The following is a 23,004-nucleotide window of genomic DNA, read 5'->3' on the forward strand; positions in this document are numbered from 1 at the left end:
CATGTTCGAAAAAATCCTGATAGCCAATCGCGGCGAAATCGCCTGCCGCATCATCCGCACCGCGCGACGCTTGGGGATCAAAACCGTCGCGGTTTTTTCCGACGCCGACGCAAACGCCCGGCATGTGCGTCTCGCCGAGGAAGCCGTCCGCATCGGCCCGGCGGCGGCGCGCGAGTCCTATCTCTGCGGCGATAAAATCATCGCGGCGGCACAGCGAACCGGCGCGCAGGCCATCCATCCCGGCTACGGTTTTTTGTCCGAGAACGAAGCGTTTTGTCGCGCCTGCGCGGAGGCCGGCCTTGTCTTCATCGGCCCGCCCGTCGAAGCCATTCGCGCCATGGGCTCCAAGTCGGAAGCCAAAAAACTGATGGAGAAGGCCGGCGTTCCGCTCACGCCCGGCTACCATGGCGACGACCAGTCGCCCGAGCGCCTGCTCGGGGAAGCCGACGCGATCGGCTATCCCGTCCTGATCAAAGCGGCGGCGGGTGGCGGCGGCAAAGGCATGCGCCGCGTGGAGAGACACGACGATTTTCTGGCGGAACTCGCGTCCTGCCAGCGTGAAGCTGTTTCGTCCTTCGGCGACGCCCATGTGCTGATCGAGCGCTACGTCGTTCGACCGCGCCACGTCGAAATCCAGGTGTTTGGCGACAAGCACGGCAACATGGTCCACCTGTTCGAGCGCGATTGTTCGGTGCAGCGCCGCCACCAGAAAGTTCTGGAGGAAGCGCCGGCGCCCGGTCTTACGGACGAGCATCGTGCTGAAATGGGTCGTGCGGCGCTCGAAGCCGCCCGCGCGATAAAATATGTCGGCGCGGGCACGGTGGAGTTCATCCTGGCGCCGGATGGCGTTTTCTATTTCATGGAGATGAACGCCCGTCTCCAGGTCGAGCACCCCGTGACCGAAATGATCACTGGCCTCGATCTGGTCGAATGGCAATTGCGGATCGCGGCCGGCGAACCGCTGCCGCTCGAGCAGGAGCAGCTCACCTTCCGCGGCCATGCGCTGGAAGCGCGCATTTACGCGGAAGACCCCGCAAAAGGGTTTTTGCCCTCGATCGGGAAACTGCGGCATCTGAGCACGCCGGCCGAAGGCGCGCATGTGCGGGTCGACGCGGGCGTGGAGCAGAGCGACGTCATCAGCCCCCACTACGATCCGATGATTGCCAAACTGATCGTCTGGGACGAGACGCGCGAAAAAGCGCTCTCCCGTATGCGCAGGGCTTTGGGAGATTTTCAAATCTCCGGCGTCGCCAGCAATATCGGTTTTCTGTCGCGCCTGGTCGCCTGCGACGCTTTTGCGCAAGCCAATCTCGACACCGCGCTGATCGAACGCGAGAGCGCCGCCTTGTTCCCACCGGACGCCCCGCCAGCGGACGAGGTGTTTTTCCTGGCCGCGCTGGCGCAGATTTTGGGCGAGCAAGGCGCCAGCGGCTGCGGTCGACAGGACGGCTGGCGCCTGAACGGCGCTTTTTCCCGCGCGATGGCTTTTCGCTGCGGGGAATTCGAAAGAACGGTCGATGCCACCTATTTCGGCGATACGTTTCGGCTCGCATCGGGCAAACATGCAGTGAACGCTTGCGGTCGCCTGAGGGGCGACGCAATCGCGGCCGAGTTTGACGGTCGCCGCGTCCGCGCCGTGGTCGTGCCCGGCCACAATGCGCTCGACCTGTTTCTCGACGGGGCGGCGCACAAACTGCAAAAACTCGACCCGCTCGATGTCGCAACCGAGGGCGGCGCCGGCCATGGCGGCCTGCTTGCGCCCATGCCCGGCCGCATCATTGCTTTGCTGGTCGAACCGGGCGAAAGAGTCGAGAAGGGCGCGCCGCTGCTGGTTCTTGAAGCGATGAAGATGGAGCACAAGCTCACGGCGCCCGCGACCGGCGCCGTCAAGGCGTTCTTGTGCGCGGCCGATGACCAGGTGAGCGAAGGCGCCGAACTCGTCGAGTTCGAGCTTGAGACCGTTTAAACGCAACAAGAGCGCGTCTGATCAGATGAAAGAGAAAACCGGCGTGAGGGCGCCATGGAACGAGTAAGAATCGTCGAAGTCGGGCCGCGCGATGGCCTGCAGAACGAGGCGCAGGCGATCCCGACGGCGACAAAGCTGGAGCTCATCGCACGCCTCGTTGCGGCGGGCTGCCAAACGATCGAGGCCACGGCCTTTGTCTCGCCCAAATGGGTCCCGCAAATGGCCGACCACGACGCCGTGCTGCGGGCTCTGCAGCACGAGGACGTCGCCTATCCCGTCCTCACCCCCAATCTCAAGGGTTTCGAGGCGGCGGTGTCCGCGGGCGTGCGCGAAATCGCCGTGTTCGCCGCGGCGTCGGAAACCTTCAGCCAAAGGAACATCAACTGCTCCATTGCGGAATCGCTCGCGCGTTTCGCGCCGGTGATGGAAGCTGCCGGGCAAGCGGGCGTGAAGGTGCGCGGCTACGTTTCCTGTGCGCTCGGCTGCCCCTACGAGGGCGAGATCGCGCCACAAGCGGTGGCGCGCGTCGCGCAAGACCTGACCCATATGGGCTGTTACGAAATCAGCCTTGGCGACACGATTGGCGTTGGCGTGCCGAAAAGGGTGAAGGCGCTCATCGCCTGCGTCACGGAACTGGTTGCAGTCGAAAAACTCGCCGGCCATTTCCACGACACCTATGGCATGGGCGCGGCCAACGCCTGGGCGGCCTATCAAGAGGGCGTGCGGGTGTTCGATGCGTCTGTCGCCGGCTTGGGTGGCTGTCCCTATGCAAAGGGCGCGTCCGGAAATGTCGCGACGGAGGATTTGGTCTGGATGTTCGAGCGCTCAGGCGTCGAAACCGGAATCGATCTGCGAAAACTGGTCGATTGCGCCGTCTGGATGAGCAGCCAACTCGGGCGTCCCCCAGCTTCGCGCGTCGCGCGCGCGCTTCAGGGATAGAGCCCACGCTCGACATGCGCGATCAGCACGCGCTCGCAAGCGACGACGAAGGCCGCGGTGCGCAACGGCAGTTTCAGCTCTTCGGCCTTGCGCCAGACATGGTCGAGCGCGTCGAGGATGATTTTGGCAAGGCGCGCATTGATCTGCTCCTCAGTCCAGAAAAAGCTGGCGAAATCCTGCACCCATTCGAAATAGCTGACCGTCACCCCGCCGGCGTTGCACAGCACATCGGGAACGACGACAATGCCGCGCGCGGCGAAAACATCATCGGCTTCCGGGAGCGTCGGGCCGTTGGCGCCTTCCAGGATCAGGCGTGCGGCGATTTTCTTGGCCCGCGCGGCGTCGATGGCGCCCTCCATCGCCGCCGGGATCAGAACATCGCAGCCGACCTCCCAAAAGGCTTCGCGGGTGATCGCCTCGCCGCCGGAAAAGCCGGCGATCTCACCCTGGGCGCGCGCATCTGCGGCAAGCGCGACGACATCAAGTCCCGACGCGTTGAACACAGTGGCGTCCACATCCTGCACCGCAACCACTTTCGCGCCAGCGGCGGCAAAAAGCTCGGCCGCCACGGAGCCGACATTGCCAAAACCTTGCACGGCGACCCGCGCGCCCTCAAGAGGCATGCCTAGGCGGCGCATGGTTTCGCAACCCATGACGAAAACGCCGCGCCCCGTCGCCTTTTTGCGGCCGAGCGATCCGCCGAGATGGATCGGCTTTCCGGTGACGACGCCTGTGCTGGCGAGTCCGGTGTTCATGTCATAGGTGTCCATCATCCACGCCATCACCTGCGCGTCGGTGTTGACATCGGGCGCGGCGATGTCCTGTTGCGGCCCGATGATGACCCCGATTTCGCTGGTGTAGCGGCGCGTGACCCGCTCCAGCTCCTTCTTTGAGTAGAGGCGCGGCTCGATGCGAACCCCGCCCTTGGCGCCGCCGAACGGGAGATTGATCGCGGCGTTCTTGATCGTCATCCAGCCCGCCAGCGCCATCACCTCTTCGAGCGAAACATTGGGATGGAAACGCACGCCGCCCTTGCCCGGCCCGCGCGAAAGGCTGTGCTGCACGCGATAGCCCTCGAAATGGGCGAAGGAGCCATCGTCGCGCTCGATGGGCACATCGACGATCAGCGCCCGCTTGGGCCGGCGCAGCGTCTCCGCCAGCGGCGCGAGTTTTCCCAGATAGGGCGTGACGCGGTCGATCTGCGAAAGATAGGTGGCCCAGGCGCTGGAGGTCGAGCGCTGTACGAAGGACAGGGCGCTGGCGACCGGAGGCGGATCGATGGTGATGTTCAAGGGAGAGCGTCCTTCAAAAGGCTTCGAGCGCCAGCGCCACCCCCATGCCGCCGCCGATGCACAGCGAGACGACGCCGCGCCGAACCCCGTCGCGGCGCATGGCATGCATCAGACGGGTCGCGAGAATGGCGCCGGTGGCTCCAATGGGATGACCGTGGGCGATGGCGCCGCCTTCGACATTGACGACGTCGTCGGGAAGCCCGAGTTTCTGCATGACCGCGAGCGGCACGGCGGCGAAGGCTTCGTTGATCTCGAAGCGCTCCACCTGCGCCAGCCGCCACCCGGCGCGCGTGACCGCCGTCTCGATGGCCGGCGCGGGCGCCAAGCCGAACAGGCCGGGCTCAACGGCCGCCACGCCATAGCCGGCAAGGCGCGCCATGGGGCGCAGGCCGTTGCGCTCGGAAAAGCCGGCCTCGGCCACGATCATGGCGGCGGCGCCGCTGTTCAGCCCCGGCGCATTTCCAGCCGTAATGGTTCCATCGGCCCGGAACGCCGGCCGAAGTTTTGACAGGGCCGCAAGGGTCGTGTCGGCCCTCGGGGCTTCATCGCGCGCGAAACCGTCGACCGCGACGATCTCCTCTTCGAACTTGCCGGCGTCGCGCGCGGCGCAAAACAGGCGTTGAGACCGCTCGGCAAAACGATCCTGCGCTTCTCGGGTCAGTTGGCAGAGTGTGACCAGGTCTTCCGCATGCCAGCCGGCATGCTCTCCGGAAAAGGCGTCCTCGAGTCCATCGCGCAGCATGGAATCGTGAACCGCCGTCGCGCCCATGCGGGCGCCCCAGCGACCGGCCTGCAGCAGATGGGGCGTCCGCTCCATGGATTCGAAGCCGCCGGCGACGGCGCAATCAATCTCGCCGACGCCGATCTGTTGCGCAGCGCTGATGATCGCCTGGGCGCCGGAACCGCAGACGCGGTTGACGGTCATCGCGGGGACGCTGATCGGCAGGCCGCCGCCGAGGCCCGCCTGCCGTGCGGGATTCTGCCCGCCGCCTGCTTGAACGACATTGCCCATGACCAGTCCGCCGACCTTGGCCGGATCGAGCCCGGAGCGCTGCACCACGGCGCGCACCGCGATGCCGCCCAATTCTGCCGCCGAAAACGCGTTCAGCGCGCCGCCGAACGCTCCGATCGGTGTGCGCGCGGGATGACAGAGCAGGATTTCCCTCGTGGACATGAACCTGGACCTGCGTGATCGCGGCGACAGCGTGACCGGCGCCAATCTCTTGATTCAAAGACGCCGCAGCGGCGAATTGGTTCAATCGCGGAACGGCCAAGGCTGAGAAACCAAAGTCCGGCTGGCGTGTTTAGAGCAAAGGCGGATCAGCCGCCTTTGAGGAGGCGCGGTGAACATCGCAACGCCATTGCCGGCCAGGACGCGAGACCGCGTCGACTCCCGCTTTCTCTACGGCACGGAAGCGCTCGCCCTGCTGCCGATCCTGCAGCGCCAGCGCGACCGCGCCACCGGCCTGAACACCGCAGGCTTCATTTCCGGCTATCGCGGTTCGCCGCTCGGCGCGCTCGATCAGACGCTTTGGCGGCGCAAGGCGGAGCTTGAAGCCGAAAACGTGCATTTCGAGCCGGGCCTCAACGAAGACCTCGCCGCCACCGCCGTCTGGGGCTCGCAGCAGGTCAACCTGTTCGAGGGCGCGCTCTATGACGGCGTTTTCGGCCTGTGGTATGGCAAGGGCCCCGGCGTCGACCGCTCCATGGACGTGTTCAAACACGCCAACGCGGCGGGGACCTCGCGGTTCGGCGGCGTGCTGGCCGTTGCGGGCGACGACCACGCCGCGCGCTCCTCCACTTTGCCGCACCAGAGCGAGCACATGTTCGCCGCCGCGATGATGCCGGTGCTCAACCCGTCGAGCGTGCAGGAAATTTTGGACTTCGGCCTGCATGGCTGGGCGATGTCGCGCTATTCCGGCTGCTGGGTCGGGCTCAAGGCCACCGCCGATACGGTCGAAAGCTATGCCAGCGTCAGCGTCGATCCGTTTCGCGTCCAAAACCTCATCCCCGAGGATTTCGCCCTTCCGCCCGACGGGCTGAACATCCGCTGGCCCGATCCGCCGCTCGCGCAGGAGCTTCGCCTCCAGCACGCCAAAGTTTACGCCGCCATGGCCTACGCGCGGGCGAACAGGCTGGACCGCCTGATTTTTGGCGGACCGCGCGCCCGGTTCGGGATCGTCGCCACGGGCAAAAGCTATCTCGACGTGCGGCAGGCGCTCGAAGACCTCGGGATCGATGCGGCGCGTGCGGAACAGATCGGCCTGCGGCTTTACAAGGTCGGCATGAACTGGCCGCTCGACGCTGAGGGCATGCGCGCCTTCGCCGAAGGCCTCGACGAAATTCTGGTGGTCGAGGAAAAGCGCCAGCTGATCGAATACCAGCTCAAGGAGCATCTCTACAATTGGCGCGACGACGTGCGCCCGCGCGTGATCGGCAAATATGCCGACGCCGACGAATGGGAGGCGCCGTTGCGCGATTGGCAATTGCCGCCGGCGGGCGAACTGACGCCGACGCTGATCGCCAAAGTCATTGTCGAGCGTCTGGCGCGTTTTCACAGCGACGCGGGCCTGGAAAACCGTCTGGCGCTGCTGCTCGCCAATGAGGCGCGCGCGCTCAAAACCCTGCCGGTGCGCCAGCCGCATTATTGCTCGGGCTGTCCGCATAGCCGTTCCACCACGCAATTGCCGGAGGGAAGCCAGGCCATGGCCGGCATCGGTTGTCATTACATGGCGACCTGGATCGACGCGGAGCACACAAAAACCTTTTCGCAAATGGGCGGCGAGGGGGCGGCTTGGATCGGGCAGGCGCCGTTCACGGCGACAAAACATGTGTTCGCCAATCTCGGCGACGGCACCTACCAGCACTCGGGTCTGCTGGCGATCCGCGCGGCCGTGGCGGCGGGCAGGGCGATCACCTACAAAATCCTCTACAATGACGCGGTGGCGATGACCGGCGGCCAAAGCGTCGAAGGCGCGCTCACGGCGCCGATGATCGCCAGGCAACTGCTGGCCGAGCGGGTCGCGCGCGTCGTCGTGGTCGCGGACGAGCCGCGAAAATACGCGGACGTCGATCTGCCGGCCGGCGTGGATGTGCGCGAGCGCCGCGCATTGCTGGAGGTCGAGCGCGAGTTGCGCGACATCCCGGCGGTCACCGCGCTGATCTTCGATCAGACCTGCGCGGCCGAAAAGCGTCGCCGCCGCAAGCGGGGACTTTTGCCCGACCCGGCGCTGCGCGCCTTCATCAACACCCGCGTCTGCGAAAATTGCGGCGACTGCTCGACGCAGTCCAACTGCATGTCGGTGGTTCCCGTCGAAACCGAATTCGGCCGCAAGCGCCGCATCGACCAGTCCGCCTGCAACAAGGATTTGTCTTGCGTCGAAGGTTTTTGTCCGAGTTTTGTCACGGTTCACGGCGGCGCGCTTCGTCAGGCGCCATCAGGCGATCTCGATTGGATCGACGCCTTGCCCGAACCGGCGCCGGCGCCGCTCGAGGGTCCTTGCAGCATCCTGATCGCCGGCGTCGGCGGCACGGGCGTGGTGACGCTCGGTGCGCTGATCGGCGCGGCGGCGGCGCTGGAAGGCAAGAATGTCACCGCCCTGGACATGGCCGGTCTCGCGCAAAAGGGCGGGCCGGTGACCACGCACATCCGCATCGCGCCGGCCGGGGTCGATCTGCACGCCACCCGCATCGCCTCGGGCGAGGCGGCGGTCCTGATCGGCTGCGACCTCGTCACCTCCGTCTCGCCTGACATCATTTTCAAGCTGCGTCCCGATTTTACGCGCGCCGTCGTCAATAATGATTTTTCCATCACCAGCGAGTTCGTGCGCGCCTTCGCCGCCCAGGCGCGCACCGGCGACCTCGACGCTTTTCCTGATCCTGTCCATCCGCAGGCGGAGATGGAGGCGGTGCTGGAGCAGGCCTGCGGTCCCGGTCGGACCGATTTTCTGCCGGCCTCCCGGCTCGCGACCAAGTTTTTGGGCGACGCGATGGCGACGAACCCGTTTTTGCTCGGCTTCGCCGTGCAAAAAGCTCTGCTGCCGCTGTCAGCGGCGTCGATTCTGCGCGCCATCGAAGACCGCGGCGTCGCGGTCGCGCAAAACCGTCTGGCTTTCCAATGGGGGCGGCGCGCCGCGCATGATTTTGAAGCCGCGCATCGCGCCGCCGATCTGGCGCAGCGCCCTGTTCCGCTCGCCGAGCGACCGCTCCAGCCCATGATCGCGGCGCTTGCGGAGGAACTGCGCGCCTATCAGAACGCCGCTTACGCAGACCGTTTTGTCGCGCAAGTGGCGGAGGTTTCCGCGGCGGAGCAGCGCGTCGATCCGACGAGCGAACGCTTGACCCGCGCCTATGCGCTCGGGCTCTACAAGCTGATGGCGGTCAAAGACGAATATGAAGTGGCGCGGCTCTTCACCGAGCCGGCGTTCATGCAACAGCTGCGCGAAGCCTTCAGCGGCGATTTCGCCATCAAGCTCCATTTCGCCCCGCCCATCGCCGGCGCCAAGCGCAAAATCCGCCTGGGCCCGTGGGCGCTGCCGGTGTTGCGGGGGCTGGCGGCCTTGCGCGGCCTCCGGGGGACCTGGTTCGACCCGTTCCGCCACGGGACCGACCGCAAGCTGGAACGCGCATGGCTGCGCGATTACGAGACTTTTATGCGCACGGTTGCGAGGCGTCTGACCTCCGCCAATCTCGAGAGTGCGGTCGAACTGGCGGCTCTGCCGGAGCGTATCCGCGGCTTCGGACCGGTGAAGGCGCGCTACGCCGCGCAGGCGAGCCGGCGCTTGGCGGTTCTCATGAAGCGATTCGATGAGATTTCGGGTGTGGCGGAGGAAAAGCAGCAAGCCGCTTGCGCGGGTTGAGGGGCGCGCATGGCGACCAGACATCAGGGCCCCGGTTCGACCTCGACCTTTGCCCTCACGCTGCCGCTTACGATCGCATCCGCGGGGAGCAGCCCGCCGGATGCGCCCGGGCTTGACCGCCGACCAGCCGGGCCTCGCCGTCCGCGGAACGCGCCGCGAAAGCCAGCAGTTTTGCAATGTCCCGGATCAGCACGTTGTCGCGGCACACGGTCACCCCGACCTCCCTGAGCCTCACCAGGGCGCGCGAAAAACTCTCCGGCTGCATGCCGAGCCGGTTGGCGATCAGGGCTTTTTCATAGGGCAGGGCGATTGTGGCTGCGCCCGAGGTTTCCCTGGTCTGGTCGAGCAGGAAATCGGCGATCCGTTCCGGCGCGGAGCGGGCCTTGAGCTGTTCGACCTGTTCCACCAGGCCTTTCAGATGGACCGAGAAGGCCGCCAGCATATCGAAGGCGATTTGCGGATTTTGCAGGATGGCGCGGCGCAGCGCTGCGCCTTCGATCCGCAGGATGCGTGAGGGCGCGACGGTTTCTGCGGAAGCGGGATAGCGCCCGCCGATGAACATGGCGGCCTCGCCAAACGTGTCGCCCGCGGAAAAGATCGAGACGACGATCTGCTCGCCGCTGTCCCGCTCGCGAAAAACCTTCACCCAGCCTTCGACCACGAAGAAGAAGGCGTCTGCAGGGTCGCCTTGCTGAAAAATCCCTTCGCCCCGCTCGTGGAAACGCGGGGCGCGCCTCTGGACGAGCGCGCGCACCGTCTCCCGCCCCATCGCCTGAAACAGCGGCGAGCGCTCCAGCATGGCCTCGTGATCAACCGTCATCAGTTCGTCCCGGACTGTCCGACGGGCAAGAGCTATAGCGACCTCAAAGGGATGTTGTTGTCCGAGAGCACGTTCGGCGTTGAAAGCCGGCGAACCGCTGTTTCCCGATCTTGCGCCTGAGCAGGGGAGGGTCGAAGGTGGCGTAGATTGTTTCGCAATGTCCAGGCATTGTCGTTGCGGACATGCGGATTTGGGGGAAGGCGTGCGTCGGCGAATCCTAGCGATTCTTCCGGTCTTTCTGGTGGCTCTGCTGGTGCAAGCCTATGCGCCGGTCGGGTCGGCGCGCGCCATCGCCCATGCGCAGCACCATGCCGTCGCCGCTCCCTGTCCCATGCATGCGCGCCAGCCCGCGGCCCCGCAGCCGCATGCTCCTGGCCCGCCCTGCGATCTCTGCGCTTTCGTGTTTTCCGGCGCGGCGCCGCTCGCGTTCGACGCGCCGCAGATCGAAGTCCGCCCGGTTGCGCCCCACCGCGTCGATTGGGTCTTGCCGGAAGAGCGGAAATTCGTCGGTCCCCGCAGGGTCACGGCGCAGGCGAGGGCGCCGCCTTCGGAGGGGTGATCCGCGCGCAAGTTTTTTGTTGAGCCCCCTTTCGCACAGCGGAAGAGGCTCCGCTTGCTTGCGCAGAAATTCCCTTTTCCGAAAAGAGCTCCAAATGTTCAATCCCCATCACGCGGCCGCATCGCGGCGCGTCCTGCTCGCCTGCGGCGCGCTGGTCGCCGCTCTCGCGCCGGCGAAAGCCCACACCATTGTCGGCGACCGCGTCTTTCCAGTTACGCTCGCCATCGACGACCCCGGCGTCAACGACGAATTGGCGCTGCCGACCTTCGCCTACATGACCGGATCGAACTTCGACCGCACGCCCGGCCCGATCAATTATGCGCTGGGCTGGGAATACGCCAAGACCATCACGGCCGACCTCGCGCTGTCCGTTGGCTCCGAAGGCTTCAACTGGCAAAGGCGTCCCAATGCGCAGGGCTGGTCGAACCTCGAGACGCAGCTCAAATATGTGTTCTGGCAGGACGCCAAGTCCGAGGCGATCATCGCCGGCGCGGTCGCCGTCGAATGGGGCGGGACGGGCAGCCCGCAAAGCGCCTCGCTGGCGCCGGACCCGTTCTCGACGGTCACCACGAGGCTTTACGCCGGCAAGGGCTTTGGCGACGCCACGCTCGACTGGGCGCGGCCTTTCGCGGTGACGGGCGAGGTCGATTACGCCATGCCGCCACAAGGGCCGACCTTGGTGACCTATGGCGCGACGCTGCAATACAGCCTGCTCTATCGCAATTCCTACGTAGAGGAGGTCCCGGAACTGTTCCGGCGGCTCATTCCCACCTTCGAGGCGAGTTTCACCACCCCCATCGCCCATGTCGCTCCTTCGTCGCCCGACGATTTTTCACCCCATACGACCACTGGCGTGTTCGGGCCGGCGCTTTATTACATGGGCAATGGTTTCGAGGTCGGCGCCATGGCGCAGGTTCCGATCAACCGCGCCAGCGGCGCCCACATTGGCGCCATGGCGACCGTCTGTTTCTTCTTCGACCACCTCGCGCCCGACACCCTGGGCAAACCGTTGTTCGGTCCGCCCCGCGCCCGCACTGCCCAGTATTGAGGAGAAAACATGAAAAACCTTCGCCTCGCGCTGACCGCGCTCATCTCGCTCGCCGGCGCTCCCGGCGCATTCGCCCACGCCACGCTCGACCACGCCGTTCCCGGCGTTGGCGCGACCGTTCAAGCCTCGCCGAGCGAGCTCCAGATCAGCTTTTCGGAAAATGTCGTCGCCGCCTTTTCGGGCGCGACGCTGGCGACCGCCGCCGGCGCCGTCATTCCCACCGGTAAGGCCACAGTGCAGGCGTCGAGCCCGGACACGCTTCATGTGCCGGTCGGACGCAAGCTGGCGCCGGGAACCTATGTGGTGAACTGGCATGTCGTCTCCGACGACACGCATCGCACCTCCGGCTCTTACAAGTTCACCATCGCGCCGTGACCGAAATGGCCTTCGATCCGGCGGCGCTGGCGCTGCCGGTGCGATGGATTCACTTCGCGTCTTTGTTCGTGCTGCTCGGGGCGGCCCTGTTCCGCCTGAGCATGCCGCAAGCGTCTCCGCGCGCCGCCCGCGCCACGGATGCGCTGCTGAAAGCGGCGGGGCCGGCGACCATGGTCTCCGGCCTCTGCTGGCTTTGGTTGTTGCTGGCCAATATGGCCGGCGGCTTCGGGGCCGCGCTCGACCCGGAAATCCTCCTCGCGTTCTTTCAAAGCCCCTTCGGTCCGGTCGCGGCCTTGCGTCTGCTTTTGCTGGTGGCCGCGGGCGCCGCCATTGTCGCTCCGCCGGGCGCTCGCGCGCGCGTCCTCCTTGTCGTCGCGGTCGCGCTGCTCGTCGATCAGGCCTGGCTCGGTCATGCCGCGACCGGACGCGCGGGCTTGATCGCAGCCTATTGCCTTCACGTGCTTGCCGCCGCGGCCTGGATTGGCGGCTTGCCGCCGCTGCTGTTCGCCCTGCGCCAGGGGAACGGCCCGCCAGACGCCTCAGTGACCCTCTCCCGCTTTTCGGCAATGGCCATGGCCGCAGTCGCGCTCATCCTCGTCACCGGCCTCATGGGCGTCGGCGCCCGCGTCGGCTTTTCTGCCGAAGCTCTCGCGCGAAGCGATTACGGCTTGATCCTTGCGCTCAAGGCGACGCTTTTCGCCGCCATGCTGGCGCTCGCCGGTTTCAATCGTTTTGTCGCCATGCCCTCCGTGCGCGAGGGGCGCATGTTGGCGCGGCTGCGCGCAAGCGTCGCGCTAGAGCTTGTTCTTGGCGTTGCGACGATCGGCGCGGCGGCGGCGCTTGGCGCGACCCCGCCGCCTTGAGCCGAACATTCCGCGCTCGACCCTCAAAAGTGTTCCTAAAGGTTTTTGTGGAAACTCTATTGGCGACGCAGAGGCGCGCTCGGCGCCAGCCTGCCGTCATCACTTCGCTTCGGTGGTTTCCCGCGGTTTGATCCCGCTTCCGCGCGAATTATCCTGGCGGCGATCGTTTTAATTCTGCGTGTGAACCGGATTTGTTGTCGGCAATCGAATGGGTCAACGAGATGTTGGGGGTGAATGAGCGAGCGGGCGCGCTGCGCTTAGGGCTGGCGATCGTCATCACCGCCTCCGCCTCTGTCGCGGGGGCCGCGGAAGACCGCGACATGCGCCGCGCCGATCTCCTGACCAAGGCCTGCGGGGAGATTGCTTCCGCGGCCAGGACGTTTGGACTTCCCCAGAAATTCTTGACGCGGCTGCTCTGGCAAGAGAGCCGGTTCAACCCGCAGGCGGTGAGTTCGGCCGGGGCTCAAGGCATCGCGCAATTCATGCCGGGGACGGCGCAATGGCGCGGATTGGACGACCCTTTCGACAGCGCGCAATCCATCCGTCATTCCGGCCGATGGCTCGGCGAATTGCGCCAGCAGTTCGGCAATCTCGGATTGGCCGCGGCCGCCTACAACGCCGGCCCGGCCCGCGTCCAGGGCTGGCTGGCTGGCGAACGCGCGTTGCCCGAGGAAACCCGGGATTATGTGCGCATCGTCACCGGACGCGCGGCTGACGACTGGGTGGGAATGCGGGATGTTGAGGACGGTCCGGACAAGGCGGAATGTCCGCCGCGCGGCGCGGTGGCGCTGTTTGGCGCAACGCCTGGCCTCGCGCCTCCGCGCGCCCTGGACAAGCCGAAGCTCGAGGGCTCCACAAGGCCCGGCCGCTCCTGGGCGCTGCAGCTCGCCGGTGACCGCTCGAAGTCGGCCGTCTTGCTGCAATATGCCGACATGAGGCGGCAATTCCCGTCGATCCTTGGCCCGCGCGCGCCGGAAGTGGCGCAGAGGCGGCTCGGCGGCCGCGGGCCGAATGTCTGGTATCAGGTCCGGGTCTCCGAAGCTTCGCGCCAGAGCGCGAGCTCCCTTTGCGAACGACTGAAATCGGCGGGCGGCCAGTGCCTGGTGATCCGAAACTGACGCTTCAACCCCGCCGGGATCACGCCCGCGGGCGCGGCCAGGGTTTGGCCGCGCCTCGCATCGTCGGTCGCTCGCATCCGCTCAGTCGCGATCGTGGTGGTGATAATGATCGTGATCGTGGTGATGGCTCCCCCAGCCATGGCCGCCGGGGCGCCGGGGTCCGCCGCCCGAATGGGCGATCGCCTGCGACGACAGCGTCGTCGACAGCAGCAGGGTGATCGCCGGCGGCGTGACCGCCGAGAACCGGCCAAGAGCGGACAGGAACGCCCGTCGATCCGCGGCTTCGGCCGTTGTGGCCGGCTTGTCGTCTGCCTCATCAGTCATGGTTCTCTCCACAAGACATTGCGTCCAACGTGTCCGCCGGGGCTTCAGCGCGGCGGTTCCCAATCGCCCAGGCGGTCGATCGGGTGAGGTTAAAATGCGTTCGATAATAAATATGTTTCAAATTAAATTTATTAAACAAAAAATATCAAAATGGGCACTTTCCCGGATTTAAAAGCCTTTACCGATCCTTCAACATCGGTTCTCGCCGAACGGATGGACCGGATGACCGTGACGATGCCGCGCTGCGTTGAACCCGACCCGGAGGCCGCCGACCTGCGCCCCGCCGCCGCCTTTGCCCTGTTCGACGGCCAGCCCACGGTGTTCTGCGAGGCCGCGCAGGCGCTGTACCGGCTCAATCCGGTCGCCGCGCTCATCTGGCGCGGCCTCGACGAGGGCGGCGTCGCCGGGGCGCGCGCGGCGCTGACCGAGGCCGGCCTGGATGCGAGCCTGGCGGCGCGCCACGTCAACGAGGCGGTCGAAGGCTGGCTGCGTCTGGGCCTGCTGCGCCTGAATTCTTGCGCGCAGACCGGAGCCAACACATTTTTGGTGGACGGCGCCGCTTACAGCTTTTCGACGCCCCGCAAAAAAATCCGGGATGCGATCGCGCAGGCGTTTCCCGCAGAGACCAAACAGCTTGAGAGCCCCGCCGCGCAGTTCCAACTCATCGAATTCGGCGATTCCCTGCACATGTTCAGAAAGGGCCGTTCCGTCGGCCGCTGCGACCCGGACGAGGTCGCGCCGGCCGCCAAGGCGTTGGTCATCGCCGACATTCTGGCCCGCGACCGGACCGACATCCTGCTCCACGCCGCCTGCCTGTCGCGGAAAGGCCGCGCGCTACTGCTGAACGGCGAGCCCGGCGCGGGCAAAACAACCCTTTCGCTGCGCCTGACCGCGAAAAACTTCGGCTATTGCGGCGACGACATCGCGCTGATCGCGCCAAACGGTCATGTCTGCGGCCTGCCATTTCCCCCCACGGTCAAGTCGGGCGCCTGGAGCCTGTTCCCCGGTCTGAAAGGCGAGGTTCATCGCCGGCCCGACGGCCAGGAGGTGATCTATGCCGCGCTCGATGGCGGCGATCACGCCAGCCGTCCGGTCGGATGGATCGTCTTCTTGCGCAGGCAAGCGGGCGCCCCGAAATTTCTTTCCGTCGACCGCGTCGAGGCGCTGCGCCGCATCATCGCGGGCGCCCATGCGCCGGGCCGGCGGCTGACCCTCACCGGTTTCGCCACGCTGCGGCGCATTCTTGCGGAGGCCGCGACCGTCGAACTCGTCTACGGCTGCGCCGCCGAGGCCGCCGACGCGCTTTGCGATTTCTGCGATGGACCATAGCCGCGCCTTCGCCGACCTCTGTCTTTGCCTTCGCGGCGCGCTTCCGCCTGAGCCCGACTGGATGGCGATCGTCGCGCTCGCCAACCGCACCCTGACGACGCCGTTCCTGGTCGATGTCGTGCGCGGGCGCGGCGCAGAAATGCCCGAGGACGTCAGGAGTCTCGTAGAGACCCTGTTCGCGCGCAACCTGGCCCGCAACGAAAGGCTCACCGCGCAACTCGGCGAGACCTTGGCGGCGCTGAACGCGCATGGCGTTACCCCCGTCCTGCTGAAGGGCGCAGCCACGCTCGCCGCAAGCGATTGCGACAGCGCGGGCCGCCGGCTGTCCTGCGATCTCGACCTGCTGATCGCGCCGCAGGAGCGCGCGGCGACTTTCGACGCCCTGGCGCGCATCGGCTATCGCGTCTTCCGCCGCGCGAACGCCGGAAAATGGTTCGTCGATCTCGGACGGCCGGGCGATGTCGGCATGGTTGATCTGCACGTCGCGCCGCCCGGCCCCGCCCACCATTACCAGCTTCTGGGCGAGGTGGCGGCGCGCTGCCGTCCCGTGACCGTCGGGCTGGGCCTCGCGCTTCTGCCGTCGCCCGTCGCCCAGGCGCTGATCATGGTCGTTCACGACCAGTTCCAGGACCACGGTTACTGGCTGGGCGACATCGATATGCGCCATCTGCTCGATCTTCGCGACCTCGCGGCGCACGAGGATTTTGACTGGAGCGAACTGTCGGCGCTCGCGGTGGGGGAGCTCGGCCGCAACGCGCTGGAGACGCAAGTGCTCGCGCTCCACGCCTTGCTGGGCGTCGACACGCCTGCGGACCTGCGCCGCCGGTTCGTTCCCCGCCTTCAGCATCGCCGCCGCATGCTGCAGCTGCGGTTTCCAGAGCTGCGTCCGATCTTCATGGCCGCCGGCGTTCTCGATTTGCTGCATTATCGCAGCGAGGTGAGGCCACAGACGGGGCCGCGCCAGACGCGCTTGCTTCCCAAGGTGGAAACTCTGGGCTTTTTTCTGGCCCGCGCGCGGCAACGCCGGAACGCCAAACTTTAATGTCGAAAAATAAATATATTCAACTGGAAATAAATTATTTAATATCGCCTCGGCTGCAGGGCTCTCGCGCGAGGCGGACCGGTGCGGCCGCGCGGCCGTTCCCATGCAACACGATGTTCTAGCGGGGATACGAGAATGGACCTGTCGCCGGGCGGAAAACTGTCTTCCGAAAATCCGGAGGAATGTCTGAAGCGCATCCGCGCTTTCATCCGCGTTCTCGCCATGCGCAAAAAGCACAGCTTCAATCGCAGGGTCTCGATCGGCGACCTGCTGACCGAACGCGCCGACAATGCCGCCGCCTGTGGTTTTGGAGAGGGCACGACCATGTACGACAATGTTCTGGTCCTTGGCGACGTCCGGGTCGGGCGTCATTGCTGGATCGGACCCGGCTGCATCCTCGATGGCTCCGGACACGGACTGGAGATCGGCGACTGGTGCTCGATTTCCGCGGGCGTCCAGATCTACACCCATAATGCGGTGAACAGGTCGACCTCGCTTGGCCGCCTGCCCGTCGATTATGCGCCGACAAAAATCGGTGACGGCGTCTATATCGGCCCAAACGCCATCGTGCAGATGGGCGTGACCATCGGCGACAAGGCGATCATCGGCGCCCATGCCCTGGTCAATCGCAACGTTCCCGCCGGCGCCAAGGCTTACGGCGCGCCGGCGAGACTTGTCGCAATGGACCTCAGCGCTCCTTCATCGCCCGCTCCGCCTGATCCCACAGCGGCTTCGTCAGATAGGACAGGGCGGTCCGCTCCGGGGTCTTGACGAAGACCTCGACCGGCATGCCCGGCGTCAGCTTCGCCGAACCCAGCCGTTTGACCTCGTCCGCCTTCAGTTCGACCCGCGCCTTATAAAAACCCGCGCCGGTCTTCTGGTCCTGCGTGGCGTCCGCCGCGACCATGGCGACGGGGCCCTCGATTTCCGGCGTGGTCTTCTGGTTGAAGGCGGAGAAGCGCAGCGCCGCCGTCTGCCCGACATGAACCTGGTCAATGTCGTTCGGCGCGAACTTGACCTCGACAGCCAAAGCATCGGCTTCCGGCACGATCAGCATGATCTGCTCTCCCGGCGAGATCACCCCGCCTACCGTATGAACGGACAGTTCATGCACGCGGCCGGATTGCGGCGCGCGAATGTCGACGCGGTTGAGCTGGTCGACCGCCGCGACCTTCCTCTCCGCGAGTTCCGACAGTTTGGAGCGCGTGTCGATCAAATCCTTGCCGACCTCGCTGCGCAAATCCTGATCGATCTGGATGATCTGCAATTCGATCTCGGACGCCTTGCCCCGGGTCTGCGCGATCATGCCGGCGAGCTGGCTGCTTTCGCCTTCGAGCCGCGCGGCCTCGCGCTCCATCGCATTGATCTTGTTGAGCGGAATCAGCTTCTTGTCCCAGAGCGTGCGCAGGCCCTCCAGCTCCTTGTGAACCAGCTCGACTTCCTTGCGCTTGGCCTCCGCCTGCCCCTGATACCCCTGGATCTCGTCCTGCAATTGCGCGCTGCGCTCCTTGAGCTGCGCCTTCTGGCCATTGCGCGCCTGGCGGCGCAGGTCGAAAAGCCGTTTTTCCGCGCTGATCGCCTTGCCCGCATCGGAATTTTCGCGCACGCGATCCAGCAGGGTTTTGGGGAATGCGATCGCGTCCGCATTGTCGCGTTCGCTCTCCAGCCGCGCCTCGCGCGCCAGGAGCTCGTCCACGCCCTTGGTCACGACGGCGGCGTTGGCGGCGGTCTGGGTCTGGTCGAGCCGGACCAGGATGTCGCCGGCCTTGACCTCGTCGCCGTCGCGCACGCGCAATTCGCTGACGATGCCGCCGGTGGCGTGCTGCACCTTCTTCACGCTGGAATCGACGACGACGACGCCCTGGCCGATCACCGCGCCGGAGAGACGGCTGGTGGCCGCCCAGCCGCCGATGCCGAAGGTCACGCACAGGCTGAGCGCCCCGCCCACGACCATGTAGCGCTGGATTGAATTGATCGCCGTGGTCATCGCGCGCTCCACTTTCCTGAATTGTCCGCGACCACGTTCAGATTGACGGGCTTGCGCAGCACCCTGTTGAGCACCTCCTCCTTGGGGCCGAACGCCTGGATGCGCCCGGAACCGACCACCAGCACATGATCGACGCTTTCCAGCGCCTTGGGCCGATGGGCGACGATGACGACGATGCCGCCGCGCTCGCGCACGCCAGAGATGGCGGCGTTCAAAGCCTCCTCGCCCTCGCCGTCGAGATTGGACGAGGGCTCGTCGAGCACGACGAGGAAGGGATCGCCGTAAAGCGCGCGGGCCAGTCCGATCCTTTGGCGCTGCCCAGCCGAAAGCGCGACGCCGCCTTCGCCGATCCGGGTCGCATAGCCGTCCGGGAAGGACAGGATCAGGTCATGCACGCCGGCGGCCTTGGCCGCCTTGAGTACGTCGGTCGCTTTCACGCCGGCATGGAAGCGCGAGATGTTGCGGGCGATGCTGCCCTCGAACAATTCGACGTCTTGGGGCAGGTAGCCGATGTGTTTGCCAAGCGCATCCGAGGCCCATTGATCCAGCGCCGCATTGTCGAGCTTGATCCGACCGCCGAGGCGCGGCCAGACGCCGACCAGGGCGCGCGCCAGCGTCGATTTGCCGGAGCCGCTGGGGCCGATGATCCCGCAGGCGCTTCCGGCGCGCAGGGTGAAGGACGCGCCCGACAGAAGCGGCCGCTCGGAACCGGGCGCCGCGACATGCAGCCCTTCGACGACGAGGGAGTCGCGCGGCGCCGGCAGCGCGAGCGGCTCTTCCTCCTGCGGCAGCAGTTTCAGCAGCAGGTCGAGCCGGCGTCCCGCCTGGCGCGCGCCCACAAACCCCTTCCAGTTGGCGATGGCCACGTCGACGGGCGCGAGCGCGCGCGCCGTCAGGATCGAACCGGCGATGATGATTCCCGCCGTCGACTGCTGGTTGATGACCAGCGTGGCGCCCACGGCGAGCACCACGGATTGCAGCACGGAGCGGAACACCCGCGAGGCGCCGCCGAGACCGCTGGCGATGTCGCTCGCCTGTTCATGCGCGGCGAGATAGGCGTGATTGGCCTCGCGCCAGCGCAAGGCGGCCTGGCCGCGCATGCCCATGGCGTGCAGCACCTCAGCGTTGCGCCGGCTCTCCGCGGCGAGCGCGCTGCGGGTCGCGCCATGGCGCGCGAAAGCGGCGGCCGGCCCCTTGGTGGTGAATTCGGTGGCGACGGTCAGCGCGATCAGAGCGAGCGCGCCGAACAGCGCGGTGACGCCGATCCAGAAATGGAACAGGAAGCAGATGCCGAGATAGACCGGCATCCAGGGAAGATCGAGAAGCGCCGTCGGACCACCGCCCGCCAGAAAGCCGCGCAACAGGTCGAGATCGCGCAGCGGCTGCAGGCCGTCGCCGTCGCCGCGGGTCTTCAGGGGCAGGCGCACCAGCGCGTCGAACACGCGCAAGCCCACGCGTTCGTCGAAATGGCGGCCGATGCGCGTGCTGATCCGCGCGCGCACGAGATCGATGCCGCCTTGGAACAGATAAAGGGTCAAAGCCAAAATCAGCAGAGCCACCAGCGTCGGCACGCTGCGGCCGGGCAGGACGCGGTCGTAAACCTGCAACATGAAGAACGAGCCGGTGAGCATCAGCAAATTGCTCAAGCCGCTGAACAGCGCGAGGCCCCAGAAAACGCTCTTGCAGGAGGCGAGAAAGGCGCGGATCTCCGAACGTGGGTCTCCGTCGAACGATGGCTGCGCCCGATGCGAAAACAGGATTTTCCGCGCGGTATCGAGCAGATCCTTCGCTTGCGCACGCAGCTTCTCTGTCCGAGCGACCAGCGCGGCCAGGCTTTTGAGAGGCCCGGTCTGGTCATTGTCGAAATGGTCCGGGGGCGAGAAATTCCCGCGTCGTTCGATATGAGTCATGGGGCTCCCTCTGTCGGCGCCGGGACGCCAGCGGCCGGAGCCGCTGGCGTGACTTTGTTAAGAGCGTCAGGCGAAGTGGAAGTCCTGCGCGTTGAGCGCGCCAACATGGGTGTGCTTGAGCGTCAGCGAGTCGGCGCCCGAGGAGATGACGACGTCATGCCCAACCTGCTGCGCATGGGAGAGCACGGTGTTGAAATCGGCGAATGCGCTCGTGCTGAGCTGGATCGTGTCATGATTGGCGCCGCTCGCGTGGAAATCCTTGATCACGTCATGTCCAAAATTCTGAGCGAACACGAAAGTGTCGGGATGGCCATTGCCGACGAACACATCATTGCCGGCGGTTCCGGTCAGCGTATTGGCGCCGCTCGATCCGACGATCGCCGCGCCGGAGCTGGCGGAGGCGACGTGACCGGCGCTGTCCACTTCCTTCGCGGTGAACGTGTGCACCGCGTCGGACAGCGAGCTGGACTTGAAGGTCCAATGCCCTGAAGCGTCGGCGGTCGCGGTTCCGACCTGGGCGGCGCCGTCGTAGAGGCTGACATGGGCGCCGGCGTCCGCCACTCCCTTGATCAGAGCTTGATGTCCATGCGCATGCGCGCCGGTGACCTCGACATGGTGGCCGGAGGCGTCGGACGTGGTCGTGTCGGTGGTCGAGGCGGCGGTGGTCGCGGCGGCGGGTTTCGTCGTGGTCGCGTCCGTCTTCGTCGGCGTTGCGGCCGTCGCGCCGGTTGTGTCCGCGGCGCTGGTCACGGTCGTCGACGCATGGGTGGTCGGGCTGGTGGTCGCGGTCGTCGCGGTGGTCCCGTGATGGTGCGAGCCGCCATGGGTGTGGCTGGTGGTCGTGGTCGTCGAACCGTCCGTCGTCGTCCCGCCGCCGGCGGTTGTGGTCGCGCCGCCGGTCGACCCCGTCGTGGTCCCGCCCGAACCCGTTGTCGTCGTCGAGCCCGTCGAACCCGTCGTGGTCGTCGAACCCGTTGTGGTCGTGCTGGTCGAGCCGACATTGGCCGAGGTGTTGAGCGTCTTGATCAGGCTCGCGCCGTCATTGACGTTGCCGGTATAGGTGGGGCTGTTGGCGTTGAAGTCGGTGACGCCCCATTGGCCCGAACCCATGTGATTGTTCGTGAACGACACGCCGCTGATCGAGCCGCCGCTGAACTGGGCGTCACTGTAGACGGTGTAGCCGCCGCCGGACAGCAGGTTGTTGTCGACCTTGATGTTGGAGATCGGCCCGAAATAATTGTCGATCATGACGGCGGAGGTCTGGCCAAAGTCGTTGATGACGGTGTTATGGCTGATCGACACGTTGGATTCGCCGCCGTCGATCTGGATGCCGTCGTAATGCGGCGAGCCCGAGGCCTTGAGGTTGTGGATGTAATTGTCCTGGATGGTCGAGGCGCCGGTAATGTTCATCCCGTTTTCGACGCCGGAGATGTTGTTGCCGATGAACGTCCCCTGGCCGTTGATGCCGTGGGAGCCGTCATTGTTGGCGCCGGTTCCGCTGATCGTGCAGTTCTTGACGGTCGCGCCGGTCACGCCGCTGGCGATGTTGACGACGCCGGTGTCGGTGCTCCCGGTGATCTTGCAATTCTCGATCGTGACGTTCGGAGCGTTGATATAGACGGTCCCCTTGATGTCGAGGCCGGAAATCACGGTCCCGGCCTTGGTGACGGTCAGGCTGCCTGATGGGCTCAGCGTCACTCCGGCGGGAACGCCGGTGTTGGTGGCGTCGGGAAAACCGGTGGAGGTGGTCGTTGTAGCCAAGCGTGCTCTCCTGAGTTTTGGCAAGGTATAGTGCTAATTGACAGGCTATTTGGCGGAGAATGCCAAGCAACCAAAAGGCCAAGTTAACGGTCGCCAAAAAAGTCTGTAGAAGAGGCGACATTGTGACGTGACCGCGGCCGCGCCAAGGTTATTTGCGTTCGGCGTCCGCCCAAATTTAAATCACAGGCGGGCGCTTCGGTGAGGGCCTGCGGAAGAAAGCCCATGATAAAAAGGCGATTTCTTCCGAAAATGCAGGGAGTCTCGGCGGTTTTTTCCTCATCCGCCATGCCTGTGTTTAATTCTCCAGCCCAAGCGATGCAATCCGGCCAGCCGATATTTTTTTCAGGAGCAGGACGGGGAGCGGCGAAATTAAATAATGCCGTCTTGCTTTCTGCCTTAGCCAACTGAACGCATCACGCGGGATGTGAACAGGAGAAATGCGATAAATATCTTTTTATAACAGAAATTTGATATGAAGTCGGTTGGTCGGCGCACGCGGCGGGGCGCGCTACGACAGCGCGCCGTCGGCTGCGTCAATTTTATCCACAAGGAGTTTAAATGAGCGACGGTGCAGCCCTGTCGAAGATTAAACGAGAGGCTGCGCCAGTCTGCGGTCCCAGCCGAATCACTTCAGACCCGCCAAAAATCTCTGGCGAGGGGCTGAGGATCCAGATGAGTGTGAAATTATACTGGCCGACGTCGCGCCTAAGCTCGAGCGCTAGAGCGGATTCGACTTAATCCGGATCATATCCTGCTGCGGCGAAGAAATTGGCGCACTCTTGCGGCGTGAAAGCTGACAGGAGCGCGCCTAT

General features: G+C 65.5%; 19 protein-coding genes. 11 read left to right on the forward strand and 8 right to left on the reverse strand.

The features are described 5' to 3' along the window. Position 1: 1 nt before the first annotated feature. Positions 2-1,966 carry an acetyl/propionyl/methylcrotonyl-CoA carboxylase subunit alpha gene (locus tag M2320_RS21540; protein ID WP_264599048.1) on the forward strand — a complete coding sequence of 655 codons (1,965 nt, stop codon included), beginning with the start codon at positions 2-4 and terminating at the stop codon, positions 1,964-1,966. Between the two features lie 54 nt (positions 1,967-2,020). Then, entirely contained in the window at positions 2,021-2,905 is an 885-nt protein-coding gene (locus M2320_RS21545) for a hydroxymethylglutaryl-CoA lyase (protein WP_264599049.1), read from the forward strand. On the opposite strand, the gene M2320_RS21550 is transcribed toward M2320_RS21545, so the two are convergent. Then, on the reverse strand, positions 2,896-4,197 hold the full coding sequence (locus M2320_RS21550; protein ID WP_264599050.1) for a Glu/Leu/Phe/Val family dehydrogenase: 1,302 nt from the start codon (positions 4,195-4,197) through the stop codon (positions 2,896-2,898). The genes M2320_RS21545 and M2320_RS21550 overlap by 10 nt on opposite strands. A 13-nt stretch (positions 4,198-4,210) precedes the next feature. Further along, complete coding sequence (locus tag M2320_RS21555) at positions 4,211-5,371, reverse strand: thiolase family protein (RefSeq protein ID WP_264599051.1); 1,161 nt, start codon at positions 5,369-5,371, stop codon at positions 4,211-4,213. Positions 5,372-5,540: 169 nt separating this feature from the next. Between M2320_RS21555 and M2320_RS21560 the strand changes: the two genes are divergently transcribed. Continuing rightward, positions 5,541-9,056 (forward strand): indolepyruvate ferredoxin oxidoreductase family protein, encoded by a 3,516-nt coding sequence (locus M2320_RS21560; protein ID WP_264599052.1) that lies wholly within the window; start codon positions 5,541-5,543, stop codon positions 9,054-9,056. A gap of 67 nt (positions 9,057-9,123) precedes the next feature. Here the strand turns inward: M2320_RS21560 and M2320_RS21565 are convergent, their stop codons facing one another. Beyond that, on the reverse strand, positions 9,124-9,876 hold the full coding sequence (locus tag M2320_RS21565) for a Crp/Fnr family transcriptional regulator (protein ID WP_264599053.1): 753 nt from the start codon (positions 9,874-9,876) through the stop codon (positions 9,124-9,126). A gap of 202 nt (positions 9,877-10,078) precedes the next feature. Between M2320_RS21565 and M2320_RS21570 the strand changes: the two genes are divergently transcribed. The 5 genes from M2320_RS21570 to M2320_RS21590 all read left to right on the forward strand — a co-directional run bounded on the left by M2320_RS21570 (position 10,079) and on the right by M2320_RS21590 (position 13,839). Continuing rightward, positions 10,079-10,435 (forward strand): hypothetical protein, encoded by a 357-nt coding sequence (locus M2320_RS21570; protein WP_264599054.1) that lies wholly within the window; start codon positions 10,079-10,081, stop codon positions 10,433-10,435. Between the two features lie 94 nt (positions 10,436-10,529). Further along, positions 10,530-11,483, forward strand: coding sequence for a hypothetical protein (locus M2320_RS21575; RefSeq protein ID WP_264599055.1), 954 nt, complete (start codon positions 10,530-10,532; stop codon positions 11,481-11,483). Between the two features lie 9 nt (positions 11,484-11,492). Next, positions 11,493-11,858, forward strand: coding sequence for a copper homeostasis periplasmic binding protein CopC (gene copC / locus M2320_RS21580; protein WP_264599056.1), 366 nt, complete (start codon positions 11,493-11,495; stop codon positions 11,856-11,858). A 5-nt stretch (positions 11,859-11,863) separates the two neighbouring features. Further along, on the forward strand, positions 11,864-12,721 hold the full coding sequence (locus tag M2320_RS21585; protein ID WP_264599067.1) for a CopD family protein: 858 nt from the start codon (positions 11,864-11,866) through the stop codon (positions 12,719-12,721). 230 nt (positions 12,722-12,951) lie between these two features. Next, entirely contained in the window at positions 12,952-13,839 is an 888-nt protein-coding gene (locus M2320_RS21590; RefSeq protein WP_264599057.1) for a lytic transglycosylase domain-containing protein, read from the forward strand. Between the two features lie 81 nt (positions 13,840-13,920). Here the strand turns inward: M2320_RS21590 and M2320_RS21595 are convergent, their stop codons facing one another. Further along, positions 13,921-14,163: a hypothetical protein gene (locus tag M2320_RS21595; protein ID WP_264599058.1), complete on the reverse strand. Its 243-nt coding sequence runs from the start codon at positions 14,161-14,163 to the stop codon at positions 13,921-13,923. Positions 14,164-14,385: 222 nt separating this feature from the next. On the opposite strand from M2320_RS21595, the gene M2320_RS21600 reads away from it, so the two are divergent. The 3 genes from M2320_RS21600 (at position 14,386) to M2320_RS21610 (ending at position 17,305) form a co-directional block, all read left to right on the forward strand. After that, on the forward strand, positions 14,386-15,492 hold the full coding sequence (locus tag M2320_RS21600) for a PqqD family peptide modification chaperone (RefSeq protein ID WP_264599059.1): 1,107 nt from the start codon (positions 14,386-14,388) through the stop codon (positions 15,490-15,492). Continuing rightward, entirely contained in the window at positions 15,482-16,534 is a 1,053-nt protein-coding gene (locus M2320_RS21605; protein WP_264599060.1) for a nucleotidyltransferase family protein, read from the forward strand. The genes M2320_RS21600 and M2320_RS21605 overlap by 11 nt, the downstream gene beginning before the upstream one ends. A gap of 135 nt (positions 16,535-16,669) precedes the next feature. Continuing rightward, positions 16,670-17,305 carry an acyltransferase gene (locus M2320_RS21610; protein WP_264599061.1) on the forward strand — a complete coding sequence of 212 codons (636 nt, stop codon included), beginning with the start codon at positions 16,670-16,672 and terminating at the stop codon, positions 17,303-17,305. Here the strand turns inward: M2320_RS21610 and M2320_RS21615 are convergent. The 4 genes from M2320_RS21615 to M2320_RS21630 all read right to left on the reverse strand — a co-directional run bounded on the left by M2320_RS21615 (position 17,223) and on the right by M2320_RS21630 (position 22,596). Further along, entirely contained in the window at positions 17,223-18,521 is a 1,299-nt protein-coding gene (locus M2320_RS21615) for an HlyD family type I secretion periplasmic adaptor subunit (RefSeq protein WP_264599062.1), read from the reverse strand. The genes M2320_RS21610 and M2320_RS21615 overlap by 83 nt on opposite strands. Beyond that, positions 18,518-20,431, reverse strand: coding sequence for a type I secretion system permease/ATPase (locus M2320_RS21620; RefSeq protein WP_264599063.1), 1,914 nt, complete (start codon positions 20,429-20,431; stop codon positions 18,518-18,520). Before M2320_RS21620 ends, M2320_RS21615 begins: the two co-directional genes overlap by 4 nt. 66 nt (positions 20,432-20,497) lie before the next feature. Further along, positions 20,498-22,192, reverse strand: a complete 1,695-nt coding sequence (locus M2320_RS21625; protein WP_264599064.1) for a hypothetical protein — start codon at positions 22,190-22,192, stop codon at positions 20,498-20,500. A gap of 83 nt (positions 22,193-22,275) precedes the next feature. Then, complete coding sequence (locus M2320_RS21630; RefSeq protein ID WP_264599065.1) at positions 22,276-22,596, reverse strand: hypothetical protein; 321 nt, start codon at positions 22,594-22,596, stop codon at positions 22,276-22,278. Positions 22,597-23,004 lie beyond the last annotated feature (408 nt).

The organism is Rhodoblastus acidophilus (assembly GCF_025961575.1).
GTDB lineage: Bacteria > Pseudomonadota > Alphaproteobacteria > Rhizobiales > Beijerinckiaceae > Rhodoblastus > Rhodoblastus acidophilus_C.

Coding starts and splice junctions, on each gene's coding strand:
- M2320_RS21615 (WP_264599062.1), bottom strand. CDS start 18,521: ATGACCACGGCGATCAATTCAATCCAGCGCTACATGGTCGTGGGCGGG.
- M2320_RS21585 (WP_264599067.1), top strand. CDS start 11,864: ATGGCCTTCGATCCGGCGGCGCTGGCGCTGCCGGTGCGATGGATTCAC.
- M2320_RS21545 (WP_264599049.1), top strand. CDS start 2,021: ATGGAACGAGTAAGAATCGTCGAAGTCGGGCCGCGCGATGGCCTGCAG.
- M2320_RS21595 (WP_264599058.1), bottom strand. CDS start 14,163: ATGACTGATGAGGCAGACGACAAGCCGGCCACAACGGCCGAAGCCGCG.
- M2320_RS21540 (WP_264599048.1), top strand. CDS start 2: ATGTTCGAAAAAATCCTGATAGCCAATCGCGGCGAAATCGCCTGCCGC.
- M2320_RS21620 (WP_264599063.1), bottom strand. CDS start 20,431: ATGACTCATATCGAACGACGCGGGAATTTCTCGCCCCCGGACCATTTC.
- M2320_RS21600 (WP_264599059.1), top strand. CDS start 14,386: ATGACCGTGACGATGCCGCGCTGCGTTGAACCCGACCCGGAGGCCGCC.
- M2320_RS21565 (WP_264599053.1), bottom strand. CDS start 9,876: ATGACGGTTGATCACGAGGCCATGCTGGAGCGCTCGCCGCTGTTTCAG.
- M2320_RS21575 (WP_264599055.1), top strand. CDS start 10,530: ATGTTCAATCCCCATCACGCGGCCGCATCGCGGCGCGTCCTGCTCGCC.
- M2320_RS21555 (WP_264599051.1), bottom strand. CDS start 5,371: ATGTCCACGAGGGAAATCCTGCTCTGTCATCCCGCGCGCACACCGATC.
- M2320_RS21610 (WP_264599061.1), top strand. CDS start 16,670: ATGGACCTGTCGCCGGGCGGAAAACTGTCTTCCGAAAATCCGGAGGAA.
- copC (WP_264599056.1), top strand. CDS start 11,493: ATGAAAAACCTTCGCCTCGCGCTGACCGCGCTCATCTCGCTCGCCGGC.
- M2320_RS21605 (WP_264599060.1), top strand. CDS start 15,482: ATGGACCATAGCCGCGCCTTCGCCGACCTCTGTCTTTGCCTTCGCGGC.